Source organism: Neotabrizicola paludis (assembly GCF_044142105.1).
Taxonomy (GTDB): domain Bacteria; phylum Pseudomonadota; class Alphaproteobacteria; order Rhodobacterales; family Rhodobacteraceae; genus Pseudogemmobacter.
This window is the reverse complement of the sequence record NZ_JBGTYM010000002.1, coordinates 469,726-484,022: the sequence shown is the minus strand read 5'-3', so window position 1 is coordinate 484,022 and position 14,297 is coordinate 469,726. Positions and strand designations below refer to the sequence as shown.

The following is a 14,297-nucleotide window of genomic DNA, read 5'->3' as shown; positions in this document are numbered from 1 at the left end:
TTGGCCTCAGAGCTGGGTGACTTTGGCAAGACCCGTCTCGGCCGCGAAGGCCAGCGGGTTTTGCAGCGGCAGACCGAAATCGGGCGCCTCGATTTCGAAGACATCGCCCGCCTCGGTCTTCACCCCGTCGGCGAAGGACAGGGTGGCCGTGCCGAACATATGCACGTGCACATCGCCGGGTTGGCGGAAGAGCGGATATTTGAAATGATGGTGCTCCAGATTGGCCAGCGTATGCGACATGTTGGCCTCGCCGGACAGGAAGGGCTTTTCCCAGATCACCGTACTACCGCGCCGGATGCGGCTGGTGCCGCGCACATCGCCCGGGCAGGGGCCAAGGCGGATTTCCGGCCCGTATGAAGCGCAGCGCAGCTTGGAGTGGGCAAGCCACAGGTAATTCACCCGTTCCGTCACGTGGTCCGAGAATTCATTGCCCAGGGCAAAGCCCAGCCGGCAGGGTGTGCCGTCGCTGGCGATGACATAGATCCCCGCCAATTCCGGCTCTTCGCCGCCATCCTCGGCAAAACCGGGCGCCGTCAGGGCCGCGCCGGGCGCCACGGCGACATGGCCGTTGCCCTTGTAGAACCATTCCGGCTGCGCACCGACCTTGCCCTCATCGGGCCGCCCGCCCTCCAGCCCCATGCGGAACATCTTCATGCTGTCGGTCAGGGTCTCGACGCCACCCGTCAGCTTGGCGTGCATCGCGTCGCGGGCCGAAGCGGAGCCGAGATGGGTCAGCCCTGTGCCGGTGATGTGCAGATGCGCCGGATCCGGGTGGGTGATCGGTGGCAAAAGGCGCCCCGCGGCGGCCAGGGCGGGCAGGTCGACGCCCTCGCCTGCCTCGCGCGCGGCGATCAGACCGGCCAGAGGACGGCGCGTGTCTGCCGCCTCCAGCGCCAGCGCATGAACCGAGGCCACACCGGGCACGATGCGCGCGCCCGCACCGTCGCGGAAGATCACCTGAAGCCCGCCATCGGGGCCTTTCGCCTGGGAAAGATACATCACTTGCTCTTGTTGTAGACGTCGAAGATGACAGCGACCAGAAGCACAAGCCCCTTGATCATCTGCTGATAGTCGATGCCGATCCCCTGGATCGACATGCCCATGTTCATGATCCCCATGATCAGCGCGCCGATGACGACGCCGACGATCTTGCCCGATCCGCCCGCCATCGAAGCGCCGCCAATGAAGACCGAGGCAATGGCATCCAACTCGAAGCCGACGCCCGCCTTGGGCGTGGCACTGTTCAGCCGCGCGGTGACGATCATCCCAGCAAGCGCGGCCAGAACCCCCATGTTGACGAAGCACAGAAAGACCAGCCTGTCAGTGCGGATGCCCGAGAGCCGCGCCGCCTTTTCATTGCCGCCCACCGCATAGACCCGGCGGCCGGTCACGGTGTTTTCCGTGAAGAAGGCGTAGACCACCGTCAGCAGCACCAGCACCACCAGCACATTCGGCAGACCCCGGAAGGTAGCAAGCTGATAGCCCACAAAGGCGATCCCGGCGGCAAGAATGACGTTGCGGGCCAGGAAGATCGCCATCGGTTCGGGCGCCACGCCAAAGGCCGCATCGCTGCGCCGCGCCTTGAGCCCGATCCAGACGATCGCCAGCACCGCCGCCGCCACCAGGATCAGCGTCAGCCCATGCGGGCGACCGATGCCGGTCAGATCGGGGATGAAACCCGAGGACAGGCTCTGGAACGCCTTCGGGAAGGGGCCGATATTCTGCCCGCCCAGAAGCCACAGCGTCGCGCCGCGAAACACCATCATGCCCGCAAGCGTGACGATGAAGGACGGGATGCGCCAATAGGCGATCCAATAGCCCTGCAAAGCGCCGATCAGCCCGCCCACCACCAGCGTCAGCGGAATGACCAGCCAGAACGGCAGGCCCACTCCCACCGTCAGCCAGGCCGCCACCGCACCGGTAAAGGCCGCGACCGAGCCGACCGACAGGTCGATATGGCCCGAAACGATCACCAGCAGCATCCCCAGCGCGAGAATGATGACATGCCCGTTCTGCAGGAAGACGTTGGTGATGTTCTGCGGGTTGAGGAAGTTGATCGGCTGCGGCTGGAACCTCAGCAAGACCGTGAAGAACACCACGATGGCGATCAGCGCCACCAGCATCCCGTTTTCCCGCAGATGCCCGCCCAGATGGGCGGAAAGACCCTTGCTCTCTGACATTACGCCGCCTTCCCCGTCGCTTTCAGGATCATGGCCATGATCTTTTCCTGGCTCGCCTCGTCGCGCGCCAGTTCACCCACGATCCGCCCCTCGTTCATCACATAGATCCGGTCGCACATGCCCAGCAGCTCGGGCATCTCGGAACTGATCATCACGATGCCGCGGCCCTGATCGGCCAACTGGTTCATGATCGTGTAGATCTCGTATTTTGCGCCCACGTCGATGCCGCGCGTCGGCTCGTCCAGGATCAGCACCTGCGGATCGGTGAAAAGCCATTTCGACAGCACGACCTTCTGCTGGTTGCCGCCCGACAGGTTCACCACCTTCTGCTGCACGCCCGGCGTGCGGATCGCCAGCTGCTTGCGATACTCCTCGGCCACCCGCGCCTCGCGCCGCTTGTCGAGAATGCCCTTGACCGCGATGCCCGCCAGGTTCGCCAGGCTGATGTTGCGCAGGATCGGCTCTTCCAGGATCAGGCCCAGCGCCTTGCGGTCCTCGGTCACATAGGACAGGCCCGCCGCCACTGCCTTTTCCACCGTCGAGACATCGACCGGGCGGCCGTTCATCCGCACCACGCCCTGATGGCCCTGGCCGTAGCTGCGGCCAAACAGGCTCATCGCCAGTTCGGTGCGCCCGGTGCCCATCAGCCCGGCAATGCCGACGATCTCGCCCTTGCGGACGGTAAAGCCGCAATTGCGGATGATCTGGCGATCCTTCTGCTCGGGGTGCCAGACATTCCAGCCCTGCACCTCCAGCAGCACCTCCCCGGGGTTCGCCACGCGCTCCGGGTAGCGATGCGCCATGTCGCGGCCCACCATGTCGCGGATGATGCGGTCCTCGGAAATCTCGTCCCTATTCATCGTCGAGACGGTCGCCCCGTCGCGGATCACGGTGATGCGGTCAGCGATGCGGCCGATCTCGTTCAGCTTGTGGCTGATGATGATCTGGGTCACGCCCTGCGCCTTCAATTCCAGCATCAGGTCCAGCAGCTTCTGGCTGTCGTTTTCCTGAAGCGCGGCGGTCGGCTCGTCCAGGATCAGCAGCCGCACATCCTTGGCCAGGGCCTTGGCAATCTCGATCAATTGCTGCTTGCCGACGCCCAGCTTGCCCACCTGCGTCGCCGGGTTCTCGTTCAGCCCCACCTTTGCCAGCAGGTCGCGGGTGCGACGGAAGGCCATCCGCCAGTCGATCACGCCCTTGGTCGCAACCTCATTGCCCAGGAACAGATTCTCGGCGATCGACAGAAGCGGCACCAGGGCCAGCTCCTGATGGATGATGATGATGCCCTTTTCCTCGCTGTCGCGGATCGAGCGGTTTTGCAGGGGCGCCCCGTCATACAGGATCTCTCCCTCATAGCTGCCATGCGGATAGACGCCTGACAGCACCTTCATCAGCGTCGATTTTCCGGCGCCGTTCTCGCCGCAGATCGCGTGGATCTCGCCCGCTTCGACCGTCAGGTCCACATGGTCCAGCGCCCGGACGCCGGGAAAGACCTTCGAGATGCCCCGCATCTCCAGAAGCGCCGCCATGACCCCCTCCGTCCTCTGTCCGACCCGCCCCTTCATCTTGGATCAAATACTCCGGGAGGTCCGGGGGGCTGCCCCCCCGGTTGTCGGGCAGGAGCGGACCCGCCCCCCGGAGAAGGCCAGCTTACTTGAGCTGATCCGCAGTGTAGTAGCCGGACTCGACCAGTACTTTCTCGATATCCGCCACGCCCAGCGCCATCGGCTCCAAGAGGTAGGACGGCACGACCTTGACACCATTGTCATAGGTGGTGGTGTCATTGATCTCGGGCTCTTCGCCTTTCAGGATCGAATCCACCATCTTGACGGTAACGCCAGCCAGCGCGCGGGTGTCCTTGAACACGGTCGAATACTGCTCGCCCGCCATCATCGACTTGACGCTGGGGATCTCGGCATCCTGACCGGTGACGCAGGGCATCTTCAGATCGCCCGAGCCATAGCCCACGCCCTTGACCGAGGACAGGATGCCGATCGACAGCCCGTCATAGGGCGACAGCGCGCCGTTCAGCTGCTTGTCGCCGTAATTCGCCGACAGAAGGTTGTCCATCCGCGACTGGGCGACCGCACCATCCCAGCGCAGGGTGCCGACGACTTCCATCCCCATCTGGCCCGAGGGCACGGCGATCTCGCCCGAGTCAATCATCGGCTGCAGCACCGACATCGCACCGTTGTAGAAGAAGAAGGCGTTGTTGTCGTCGGGCGAGCCGCCGAAGAGTTCCACATTCCATGGCTTGGCGTCGGGGAAGCGTTCCTTCAGGCATTGCACCAGGCTGTTGGCCTGAAGCACACCGACCTTGAAGTTGTCGAAGGTTGCATAATAGTCGACCGCCCCGCTGTCGCGGATCAGGCGGTCATAGGCGATGACCTTGATCCCCGCGGCCTGGGCATTTTCCAGCGCGTTCGACAGGGTGGTTCCGTCGATGGCGGCAATAACCAGCACATTCACGCCCTTGGAGATCATGTTCTCGATCTGGGCCAGCTGGTTCGGGATGTCATCTTCGGCATATTGCAGGTCGGTCGCATAGCCCGCTTCCTGGAACTGCTTGACCATCGACTCGCCGTCCGAAATCCAGCGCGAGGAGGATTTGGTCGGCATGGCGATGCCCACGGTGCCCTTGTCCTGCGCCAGCGCGGCGGGGGCGAGGCTGAGCATCGGGACAAGGCAGGTGGCAAGGGCCAGCGTGGCCCGGCGTGTGAAGGTCATCTCTGTTCCTCCCAAGATCGAGATGTATGGCTCGGGTCTCAGATCGCTGTCTGGACGCGGCGAACCTTGACCCGTCACCACATGCCTGTCAAATGATCATATACATGGATTACATGGCCATAATGATATGAATAGACCGCCTCCGCCGCACGAGGCCGATTTTCGCGGCCTCAAACTCTCGCATCTCCGCCTGATGGCCGAGTTACAGGCAACGGGCCAATTGGGTCTTGCCGCAGAAAGACTGGGGCTCGCCCAGCCCGCCGCCTCGCGTCTGCTGGCCGAGGTCGAGCGCATCGCGGGCCACCCCGTCCATAGCCGCGACGGGCGTGGCTTGCGGCTGACAGCGGCGGGCGAGGCGCTGGCGCGGCGGGCGGCGCGGATCGCGCTCGAACTGGCCGATGCGAAACGCGAGGTGACCGAGGCGGCTACGGGAACCGAGGGCCATGTCCGCATCGGCGCCGTGACCGGCCCGGCGCTTGATCATGTCCTGCCCGCCGTGCAGCGCATCCGCGCCGACCATCCGCGTCTGACACTGGAAATCACCGTCTCGACTTCGCCGCCGCTGTGTGACCTCCTGCTGGCCGGACGGCTTGATTTCGCCATCGGCCGGCTGCTCGATCCCGGTCACAGCCGCCTTCTGCACATGCAGCCGATCCGCGACGAACCGCTGTCGCTGATCGTGCGGCGCGGCCATCCGCTTTTGTTGCGGCCAAGGATCACCGCCGCCGACGTGCTGGATTACGAATGGGTCATGCCCGAGGATGAGGCGCTGATCACCCGCTCGGTGCTGGACCGGCTGGCGGCGCTTGGCCTGCCCGGACCAAGACGTCAGGTCTCAACCGCGTCCTTCCTCTTCACCCTCGCCATGCTGAAGGCGTCGGACGCCGTCGCGCCCCTGGCCCAGCCTGTCGCGGAGAGCTTTGCGTCCGGCCCCTCGACGCCCTTCGTCGATCTGCCGCTTGACCTTGATATCCGTGTGCCGCCCTTCGGCCTGATCCGTCGCCGCGAGGCGGAATTGACCCCGGCCGCGGGAAGGGTGGCACGCGCCATCCTGGAAAGCGGCCTGCCTGGTCAGCCCGGCGCGAAACCCGCGACAAGCTGATGCCGCTCGCCCGGATAGGTCAGCCGGGCGAAGGTGACGGGTCGCCCCTCGAATTCGGTGCGGCGGGCGATTTCCAGACAGGGCGTCCCAGGCCGCAGGTGCAGCGCCTGGGCGATGTCTGGGCTGGCCCCGGTGGAGCGGATCACATGTTCCGCGGCACTCCACGGCACCTGCTGCAACAGCCAGGCCCCCGAAGGCTGCGCGGCGAAATCCGCCGCCTCGGCCTGTGGCACCGCGCCCAGATGGATGACCCGCGACTCGTGGCAGAAGGGCAGACCATCCGCCAGATGCAGCGCTTCAAGCGTCAGAACCCGGAAGGGCGCCTCATCCGCAGGTCGCAGGAACTGGCGGTCCTCGGGTCCGGCTGGGCGCAGGTTGCGGGACAAAAGGCGATAGCCATAATCCTGCCCCAGCGCGCGGATCTCCTCACCGATATTGGCGATCTCCATCACCGCCGATTGCATGCGGGGCGCCGTGACCACAGTGCCCAGCTTGCGACGGCGTTCCAGAAAGCCCTCGCGCGTCAACTGCGCAAGGGCCTTGTTCATCGTCATGCGCGACACACCGAAATCCGCCGCCATCTCGGTCTCGAAGGGGATGCGATGTCCCGAGGGCCAGACGCCGCTGGTGATCCGCTCGCGCAGTTCCGTCACGATCCTTTCGTGCAGCGTCCCCTCGGCCAATCTCAATTCCCCAGAATGGAAGGCAAGCGCAGCCCGTGCTCCCTGGCGCAAGCGACAGCGGTTTCATAGCCCGCATCGGCATGGCGCCAGACGCCCGAGGCCGGATCGTTCCACAGCACCCGCTCCAGCCGCTTGGCTGCTTCGGGCGTGCCATCGGCCACGATCACCACACCGGAATGCTGCGAAAAGCCCATACCCACGCCGCCGCCATGATGCAACGACACCCAGGTTGCGCCCGAGGCGGTGTTGACCAGCGCATTCAGCAAGGGCCAGTCCGACACCGCATCCGAGCCATCCTTCATCGCCTCCGTCTCGCGGTTCGGGCTGGCGACCGAGCCGGAATCCAGATGGTCGCGGCCAATCACCACCGGGGCCTTGAGTTCCCCCGAAGCCACCATCTCGTTGAACATCAGCCCGGCCCGGTGCCGGTCGCCCAGCCCGATCCAGCAGATCCGCGCCGGCAGGCCCTGAAAGGCGATGCGCTCGCGCGCCATGTCCAGCCAGCGATGCAGATGGGCATTTTCCGGGAACAGCTTCTTCATCGCCGCATCGGTCTTGTAGATGTCTTCCGGGTCGCCCGACAGCGCGCACCAGCGGAAGGGGCCGATCCCCTTGCAGAACAGCGGCCGGATATACGCCGGCACGAAGCCAGGGAAGGCGAAGGCATTCTCCAGCCCCTCGTCCTGCGCGACCTGGCGGATGTTGTTGCCATAGTCCAGCGTCGGCACGCCCGCATTCCAGAAGCCGACCATCGCGGCGACATGGTCGCGCATCGAGGCGCGGGCGGCGCGTTCCACCGCCTGCGGGTCGGTCTCCTGCCTGGCCTTCCAGTCGCCCAGCGACCAGCCCGCCGGGCAATAGCCATGCAGCGGGTCATGGGCAGACGTCTGGTCGGTGACGATATCCGGCCGCGGCCCGCCCGCCTGCATGCGGCGCAGCAGTTCCGGGAAAACCTCGGCCGCATTGCCCAGAAGCCCAACCGACTTCGCCTCGCCCTTCGCGGTCCAGTCGGCGATCATCGCCAGCGCCTCGTCCAGCGTATGCGCCTTGGCGTCCAGGTAGCGGGTGCGCAGGCGGAAATCGATGCGGGTCTCGTCGACCTCGACCGCCAGACAGCAGGCGCCGGCCATGACGGCGGCCAGCGGCTGCGCCCCGCCCATGCCGCCCAGCCCCCCGGTCAGGATCCAGCGGCCCTTCAGACTGCCGTCATAGTGTTGGCGCCCGGCCTCGGCGAAGGTCTCATAGGTGCCCTGTACGATGCCCTGCGTGCCGATATAGATCCAGGACCCGGCGGTCATTTGGCCGTACATCATCAGACCCTTGCGGTCCAACTCGTTGAAATGCTGCCAGTTCGCCCAATGCGGCACCAGGTTGGAATTGGCGATCAGCACACGCGGCGCATCCGTATGGGTGCGCACCACGGCGACGGGGCGGCCCGATTGCACGACCAGCGTCTCATCCGCCTCCAGCGTCTTCAGCGCCGCGACGATGCGGTCGAAATCCTCCCAGGTGCGCGCCGCCCGGCCGATGCCGCCATAGACCACCAGCTCATGCGGGTTCTCGGCCACATCGGGGTGCAGGTTGTTCATCAGCATCCGCATCGGTGCCTCGGTCAGCCAGCTTTTGGCGGTGATCTCGGCGCCGGTGGGTGGGTAGACGTCACGCAGGTTGTGGCGGGGGTTCGTGTTCATCAAGAAATCCTCCGAATGGCTCAGGCCGAAAGGCCCGGCAGAATGTCCATGCCAACCGCGTCAGCCAGCGCACCTTCGGCGATCAGCGCGCCGGCCGCCTCCATATCGCCCGCCATGAACCGGTCCTCGACCAGAGGCGCGATCTTCGACCGGATGGCGGCCTTGGCGGCTTTCAGGCGCGCCGAAGTTTCCAGCGGACCTCGCATCTCGATGCCTTGGGCACCCATCATCGCCTCGACACCCAGGATCCAGAACAGGTTCTGCGTCATCGGCAGCAGGCGTCGCGCGCCGTGACAGGCCATCGAGACATGGTCTTCCTGATTGGCGCTGGTGGGGGTGCTGTCGACGCTGGCCGGATGGGCCAGCTGGCGGTTCTCGCTCATCAAGGCGGCGGTGGTGACTTCGGCGATCATCAGGCCGGAATTCAGCCCCGGCTTGGGCGTCAGAAAGCCTGGCAGTCCGTAGGACAGCGCCGGATCAACCAGCAGGGCCACCCGCCGCTGCGCGATGGACCCGATCTCAGCCACCGCCAGCGCGATCATGTCGGCGGCCAGCGCCACAGGTTCGGCATGGAAATTCCCGCCCGAGACAACCTCGCCATCCGACAGGACCAGCGGATTGTCGGTGGCGGCATTGGCCTCGATCTCCAGCGTCCGCGCGGCCTGGCGCAGCACGTCGAGACAGGCGCCGTCGACCTGCGGCTGACAGCGCAGGCAATAGGGATCCTGCACCCGCTCGTCGCCTTCCTGATGCGAGGCGCGGATGCCCGACCCGTCCAGCAGCGCGCGCAGGCTGGCCGCCACGTCGATCTGGCCCTGATGGCCGCGCAGCGTATGGATCTCCTCGGTGAAGGGCGCGGTCGATCCCATGGCGGCATCGGTCGACAGGGCCCCCGTCACCACCGCCGCCTGCAAGGCCCGCTGCGCCCGGAACAGGCCCGCCAGCGCCAGCGCCGTCGACACCTGCGTGCCGTTGATCAGCGCCAGCCCCTCTTTGGCCTCAAGCGCCACAGGCATCAGCCCGGCACGCCGCAGGGCCTCCGCCCCCGGCAGGCGCGCGCCATCGAGGAAGGCCTCGCCCTCGCCCAGCATCGCCGCCGTCATATGGGCCAGCGGCGCCAGATCGCCCGAAGCCCCGACCGAGCCCTTTTCCGGGATCACCGGCATCACGCCCTTGTCCAGCATCCCCTCGATCAGCGCCACGACTTCGGGCCGCACGCCCGATGCGCCACGCCCCAGTGACAGCAACTTCAGCGTCATCACCAGCCGCACCACATCCAGGGGCAGCGGATCGCCCACACCGCAGCAATGCGACAGGATCAGGTTCCTTTGCAGGGTGGCCACATCTTCCCGCGCGATGCGGATCGAGGCCAGCTTGCCGAAGCCGGTGTTCACGCCATAGACCGGCGCATCGCCCGCCGCGACCTCAGCAATCCTCGCCCGCGCCCGGTCGATCCCGTCACGGGCCGCGGCATCCAACGTGACCGCCAGCCCCTGCCGATAGACCGCTTCAAGATCGGCAAGCGTCGCCTTGCCCGGAACCAGTTGCATCAGACCTTTTCCCCCTTGAACCAGCGCGTGTTCAGCGGGTTGAACCCGATCGGGTTCACCAGCTCGGCCGGCGTTTCCACATTCCACAGCGCAAGATCGGCGCTATGGCCCACCTTCAGCGCCCCGGTTTCTCCCTGCAGGCCCAGGGCCTTGGCCGCCGCGCCCGTGGTGCCCTCAAGGCATTCCGCCACGGTCAGCCCGAACAGCACCGCCGCCATGTTCATCGCCATCAGAAGCGAGGTCATCGGCGACGTACCCGGGTTGGCATCGGTCGAAACCGCCATGGTGCAACCGGCGGCACGGAAGGCGGCGATGGGCGGCAGTTGCGTCTCGCGCAGCATGTAGAAGGCGCCGGGCAGGATCACGGCCACCGTCCCCGCCGCTGCCATCAGACGGGCATCGTCCTCGGTCGCGTATTCCAGGTGATCGGCTGAAAGGCCGCCGCGCGCCGCCACCAAGGCCGCGCCGCCCTGATGCGACAATTGCTCGGCATGCAGCTTGACCGGCAGGCCCAGCGCCTGTGCGCGGTCGAAAACCCGGGCGATTTCGGCGGGGGTGAAGGCCAGATGTTCACAGAACCCGTCCACTGCATCGACCAGACCCTCGGCATGGGCGGCTTCCAGCCCCGGCAGGACCACCCGGTCGATATAGCCCGCCCGGTCCTCGCGATATTCCGGTGACAGGGCATGGGCGGCCAGCCAGGTGGTCTTGATCCGCACCCTGCGCAAGCGTTCCAGCTTGCGCGCCGCGCGCAGTATGTTCAGCTCGGCCTCGACCGACAGGCCATAGCCCGATTTGATCTCGACCGTGCCCACCCCCTCGGCCAGAAGCGCATCCAGGCGCGGCAGGCTGGCCGCGATAAGGTCATCCACCGAAGCCCGGCGCACCGCCTGCATGGTCGAGACGATGCCACCGCCCGCCGCCGCGATCTCGGCATAGCTCGCGCCGTCGAGCCGCATCTCGAATTCGCGGGCGCGGTTGCCAGCATAGACAAGATGGGTGTGGCAATCGATCAGGGACGGTGTCAGCAGGCGGCCACCGCAGTCATGCACCCGCGCCTCCTGATGTGCCACGGAGGCCCCGACCGCAGCGATCCGCCCGGCCTCGATCCGCAGCTCCCCGAAGCTGCCATCGGCAAAGCGCGCATTCGTCAGAACCCAGGTCTCGCTCTGCATCTTCGCCCTTCCCCGACTCGCCCTATTATGTATATACATGAAAATCAGCATCGGGGAAGGAAGAATTCATGAGAGAAATTTTCGCGAACTGGGCGCTTCTTCCCGAAGGCTGGGCGCGCGACGTGGTTCTGACTTTGGACGGGGCCGCCATCGCCAGTGTCGCCGCAGGCCCCGCACCCGCAGACGCCACCCGCGTGCAGGCCTTGATCCCGGGCATGGCCAACCTGCATTCCCACGCCTTCCAGCGCGGCATGGCAGGGCTGGCCGAGACCCGCGGCGCCAGCGCCGACAGTTTCTGGACCTGGCGCGAGGTGATGTATCGCTTTGCCCTGGCCCTGAACCCCGAACAGATGCAGGCCATCGCCGAACTGGCCTATATCGAGATGCTCGAGGCGGGCTTCACGCGCGTCGGTGAGTTCCACTACCTGCACCACGCACCCGATGGCAGCAGCTATGCCGATCCTGCCGAGATGAGCCTGCGCATCCTTGCCGCAGCCCAGGCCACGGGCCTGCACCTGACCCATCTCCCCGTGTTCTACGCCCATTCCGACTTCGGCGGCGCAGCCCCTGCCCCCGGTCAGCGCCGCTTCCTGCATTCCCCTGATGCCTTCCTGCGCCTGCTGGACACGCTCGATGCCCGGATGACCCGCCCGCTCGACCGGTTGGGCTTTGCACCCCATTCCCTGCGCGCCGCCACCGAAGACGAGATTTCCACGCTTCTGACTGCCCGTCCGAACGGCCCGGTGCATGTCCATGTCGCCGAACAGATGCGCGAGGTCGAAGACTGCCTGAAAGCCCATGGTCAGCGCCCGGTGGAGCGCCTGCTGGCGACCCTGCCCGTCGACGCCAGATGGTGCCTGATCCACGCCACCCATCTGACCGAGGCAGAGCGGCGCGATGTGGCCGCAAGCGGTGCGGTCGCGGGGCTTTGCCCGGTCACCGAGGCAAATCTGGGAGACGGCCTTTTCCCCGCGCCCGAATTCCTTTCCGAAGGCGGCGCGTTTGGCATCGGCACGGACAGCAATGTCCGTATCGCCTTGGCCGAGGAACTGCAGGTTCTGGAATATGGCCAGCGCCTGACCAGGCGCCAGCGCAACCTGCTTGCCGGTGGCCCCGGCTCGACCGGCGGCGCGCTTTTCCGCGGCGCGTTGGCGGGCGGGGCGCAGGCCCTGGCCGCGCCGCCTGCCCGGATCGCCGCTGGCGCACCGGCCGATCTGGTCGCCCTGCATGACGAAACCGGCCCGGCACCGGACGGAGATCTCTGGCTGGACCGCTGGCTGTTTGGCCGCGGCGTCGCGGTCGAGACGGTCTGGTGCGGCGGGGTGGAATGCGTCAGCGGCGGGCGGCACCGCGATCGCGACCGGGTGGTGGCGGGCTTCCGCCGCGCGGTCGAGGCGATTCAGGCCTGACACCCGCCTTCCGTCGCGCCTTGTCCCGGTTCACCACCGGCTTTGCGCGGCGGCGCGGGCTGTGCTATGGCTTGGCCCGGTCGGCAGTTCACCAAGGCGCCGCTGTGTCCGCAAGGGCAAGCTGAACCTGCCAGAAGTCGCGATGACCCGGTTCCTTTCCCCAGGCCCGTCTCGCCAAGCCAGCGGCCCGCGATGCCTTCTGGGCCGCAAGGGATGACCGAAGAATGACACGCGACACGATCCCGCTGCCGGTGGCAGACCTTTCCGCCTTCACCCGCGCCCTGGCGCGACAATTGACCGAAGCCGCAGCGCCCCCCGCGCATCAAAGCCTGATGAACATGCTGGCCCGTGCCGGCGGGTTCCGCAATCTCCAGCATCTGCGCGCCAGTGCCCAGGCGGCGGCACGGCTTGAGGCGCGGCCGGTTGACGAGCCGGCGGACCATGCGCTGGTCGCCCGCGCTCTGGTTCTGTTCGACGAGGCGGGGCGGCTGACCCGTTGGCCCGCGCGGCGCTCGGTGCAGATCCTCTGTCTTTGGGCGCTCTGGGCACAGCTGGCGCCGGGCGGCGGACGAACCGAGCGCGAGATCAGCGCCGCGCTGAACGCGTTGCACGATTTCGGCGATGCCGCCCTGCTGCGCCGTGACATGGTCATGCTGGGGCTTCTGCGCCGCACGCCGGATTGCACCGATTACGCCCGGATCGAGCGCCGTCCCCCGCCCGAGGCGCGGGCGTTGATCCGCCATCTGGCGCGCGGATGGCCGGGGGCTCCGATCCGTCCAGACGCGGGCCGAAGATAGCACCAGCGCGCAGGCGGCCTTTCGCTGGCCCCGGGCTTGGCGCAGGGTCGCGCCATGTCCTCGCACGCCCCACGCGCCTGGTGGATCCTTGCCGCCCCTTTGGTCTTCCTGATCCTCTGGTCAGCCGGTTTTTCGGTGGCCAAGATCGCGCTCGCCCAAGCCCAGCCGCTGACAGTGCTGGCGCTGCGCTACGGGGTGACGACGGCGATCCTCTTGCCGGTCGCCCTGATCCTGCGCCCCGCCTTCCCGCGGGGGCGGGCGTCTTGGAATGTGGTCGTGGTCGGTGTGCTGATCCAGGTGGCCTATTTCGGCTTCTGCTACGTGGCCTTCAAGATGGGCACTTCGGCCGGGGCGGTGGCGGTCGTGGTCTGCCTGCAACCGATCCTCACCGCCCTTGCCGCCCCGCACCTGACCGGCGAGACCATCGGACGACGCGGCTGGATCGGGCTGGCCCTAGGGCTGACGGGGGCTTTGCTGGCAATCCTGGGCCGTTCGACCGTAGCGGCGGAAAGCGGGCTGGGGCTGCTGGCCTGCGTGGTCGCCCTGTTCGGGATCACCGGCGGGACGCTCTATGAAAAGCGCTTCGGCGCCGGGCATCATCCCGTGGCGGCGAACCTGATCCAATATGCCGCCGCCCTCGCGCTGTGCCTGCCCGCCGCTTGGCTGACCGAGGATATGGGCATCCATTGGACGCCCGACTTTCTGGCGGCCATGGCCTATCTGGTGCTTGGAAACTCGCTGCTCGCCATGACGCTGCTTCTGGCGATGATCCGGGCGGGCGAGGTGGCGCGGGTGTCCTCGCTGTTCTATCTGGTCCCGCCCTTGTCGGCCCTTTTCGCCTGGCCGCTGCTGGGCGAGACGATGCCGCCTTTGGCCTGGGCGGGCATGGGGCTGGCGGCTGCGGGGGTGGCGATGGTCACAAGGCGCAGGAAAGCGCCTGTCCCACGGTGAGACAAATCTGCCGCCCTTTCAGATCAAGGGCT

General features: G+C 66.7%; 12 protein-coding genes. 4 read left to right on the top strand and 8 right to left on the bottom strand.

Annotated elements, in window-relative coordinates:
• Nucleotides 1-6: 6 nt before the first annotated feature.
• The 4 genes from araD1 to chvE form a co-directional block, all read right to left on the bottom strand.
• Nucleotides 7-999, bottom strand: coding sequence for an AraD1 family protein (araD1, locus tag ACED67_RS07445; protein ID WP_395540941.1), 993 nt, complete (start codon nucleotides 997-999; stop codon nucleotides 7-9).
• Nucleotides 999-2,180: a multiple monosaccharide ABC transporter permease gene (mmsB, locus tag ACED67_RS07440; protein ID WP_395540940.1), complete on the bottom strand. Its 1,182-nt coding sequence runs from the start codon at nucleotides 2,178-2,180 to the stop codon at nucleotides 999-1,001. Before mmsB ends, araD1 begins: the two co-directional genes overlap by 1 nt.
• Nucleotides 2,180-3,709 carry a multiple monosaccharide ABC transporter ATP-binding protein gene (gene mmsA, locus ACED67_RS07435; protein ID WP_395540939.1) on the bottom strand — a complete coding sequence of 510 codons (1,530 nt, stop codon included), beginning with the start codon at nucleotides 3,707-3,709 and terminating at the stop codon, nucleotides 2,180-2,182. Before mmsA ends, mmsB begins: the two co-directional genes overlap by 1 nt.
• A gap of 121 nt (nucleotides 3,710-3,830) precedes the next feature.
• Entirely contained in the window at nucleotides 3,831-4,907 is a 1,077-nt protein-coding gene (gene chvE, locus ACED67_RS07430) for a multiple monosaccharide ABC transporter substrate-binding protein (RefSeq protein ID WP_395540938.1), read from the bottom strand.
• Nucleotides 4,908-5,034: 127 nt separating this feature from the next.
• Between chvE and ACED67_RS07425 the strand changes: the two genes are divergently transcribed.
• Complete coding sequence (locus ACED67_RS07425; protein ID WP_395540937.1) at nucleotides 5,035-6,009, top strand: LysR family transcriptional regulator; 975 nt, start codon at nucleotides 5,035-5,037, stop codon at nucleotides 6,007-6,009.
• Here ACED67_RS07425 and hutC read toward each other — a convergent pair.
• The 4 genes from hutC to hutI are packed head-to-tail and all read right to left on the bottom strand — an operon-like array spanning nucleotide 5,979 to nucleotide 11,108.
• Nucleotides 5,979-6,692, bottom strand: coding sequence for a histidine utilization transcriptional repressor HutC (gene hutC / locus ACED67_RS07420; protein WP_395540936.1), 714 nt, complete (start codon nucleotides 6,690-6,692; stop codon nucleotides 5,979-5,981). The genes ACED67_RS07425 and hutC overlap by 31 nt on opposite strands.
• A gap of 2 nt (nucleotides 6,693-6,694) precedes the next feature.
• Entirely contained in the window at nucleotides 6,695-8,383 is a 1,689-nt protein-coding gene (gene hutU, locus ACED67_RS07415) for a urocanate hydratase (RefSeq protein ID WP_395540935.1), read from the bottom strand.
• Nucleotides 8,384-8,403: 20 nt separating this feature from the next.
• Nucleotides 8,404-9,933, bottom strand: coding sequence for a histidine ammonia-lyase (gene hutH, locus ACED67_RS07410; RefSeq protein ID WP_395540934.1), 1,530 nt, complete (start codon nucleotides 9,931-9,933; stop codon nucleotides 8,404-8,406).
• Nucleotides 9,933-11,108, bottom strand: coding sequence for an imidazolonepropionase (hutI, locus tag ACED67_RS07405; RefSeq protein WP_395540933.1), 1,176 nt, complete (start codon nucleotides 11,106-11,108; stop codon nucleotides 9,933-9,935). The genes hutH and hutI overlap by 1 nt, the downstream gene beginning before the upstream one ends.
• A gap of 68 nt (nucleotides 11,109-11,176) precedes the next feature.
• Between hutI and ACED67_RS07400 the strand changes: the two genes are divergently transcribed.
• The 3 genes from ACED67_RS07400 (at nucleotide 11,177) to ACED67_RS07390 (ending at nucleotide 14,265) form a co-directional block, all read left to right on the top strand.
• The gene (locus ACED67_RS07400; RefSeq protein WP_395540932.1) at nucleotides 11,177-12,517 is read left to right on the top strand and encodes a formimidoylglutamate deiminase; all 1,341 of its coding nucleotides are present in this window, start codon (nucleotides 11,177-11,179) and stop codon (nucleotides 12,515-12,517) included.
• A 224-nt stretch (nucleotides 12,518-12,741) separates the two neighbouring features.
• Nucleotides 12,742-13,314: a DUF2087 domain-containing protein gene (locus tag ACED67_RS07395; protein WP_395540931.1), complete on the top strand. Its 573-nt coding sequence runs from the start codon at nucleotides 12,742-12,744 to the stop codon at nucleotides 13,312-13,314.
• Between the two features lie 54 nt (nucleotides 13,315-13,368).
• Nucleotides 13,369-14,265, top strand: a complete 897-nt coding sequence (locus ACED67_RS07390) for a DMT family transporter (protein WP_395540930.1) — start codon at nucleotides 13,369-13,371, stop codon at nucleotides 14,263-14,265.
• Nucleotides 14,266-14,297: the final 32 nt, after the last annotated feature.

Bases quoted from the DNA above. Each gene is read 5' to 3' on its own strand.
- chvE (WP_395540938.1), bottom strand. From the start codon at position 4,907: ATGACCTTCACACGCCGGGCCACGCTGGCCCTTGCCACCTGCCTTGTC.
- ACED67_RS07390 (WP_395540930.1), top strand. From the start codon at position 13,369: ATGTCCTCGCACGCCCCACGCGCCTGGTGGATCCTTGCCGCCCCTTTG.
- mmsB (WP_395540940.1), bottom strand. From the start codon at position 2,180: ATGTCAGAGAGCAAGGGTCTTTCCGCCCATCTGGGCGGGCATCTGCGG.
- hutU (WP_395540935.1), bottom strand. From the start codon at position 8,383: ATGAACACGAACCCCCGCCACAACCTGCGTGACGTCTACCCACCCACC.
- araD1 (WP_395540941.1), bottom strand. From the start codon at position 999: ATGTATCTTTCCCAGGCGAAAGGCCCCGATGGCGGGCTTCAGGTGATC.
- hutI (WP_395540933.1), bottom strand. From the start codon at position 11,108: ATGCAGAGCGAGACCTGGGTTCTGACGAATGCGCGCTTTGCCGATGGC.
- ACED67_RS07395 (WP_395540931.1), top strand. From the start codon at position 12,742: ATGACACGCGACACGATCCCGCTGCCGGTGGCAGACCTTTCCGCCTTC.
- mmsA (WP_395540939.1), bottom strand. From the start codon at position 3,709: ATGGCGGCGCTTCTGGAGATGCGGGGCATCTCGAAGGTCTTTCCCGGC.
- ACED67_RS07425 (WP_395540937.1), top strand. From the start codon at position 5,035: ATGAATAGACCGCCTCCGCCGCACGAGGCCGATTTTCGCGGCCTCAAA.
- ACED67_RS07400 (WP_395540932.1), top strand. From the start codon at position 11,177: ATGAGAGAAATTTTCGCGAACTGGGCGCTTCTTCCCGAAGGCTGGGCG.
- hutH (WP_395540934.1), bottom strand. From the start codon at position 9,933: ATGCAACTGGTTCCGGGCAAGGCGACGCTTGCCGATCTTGAAGCGGTC.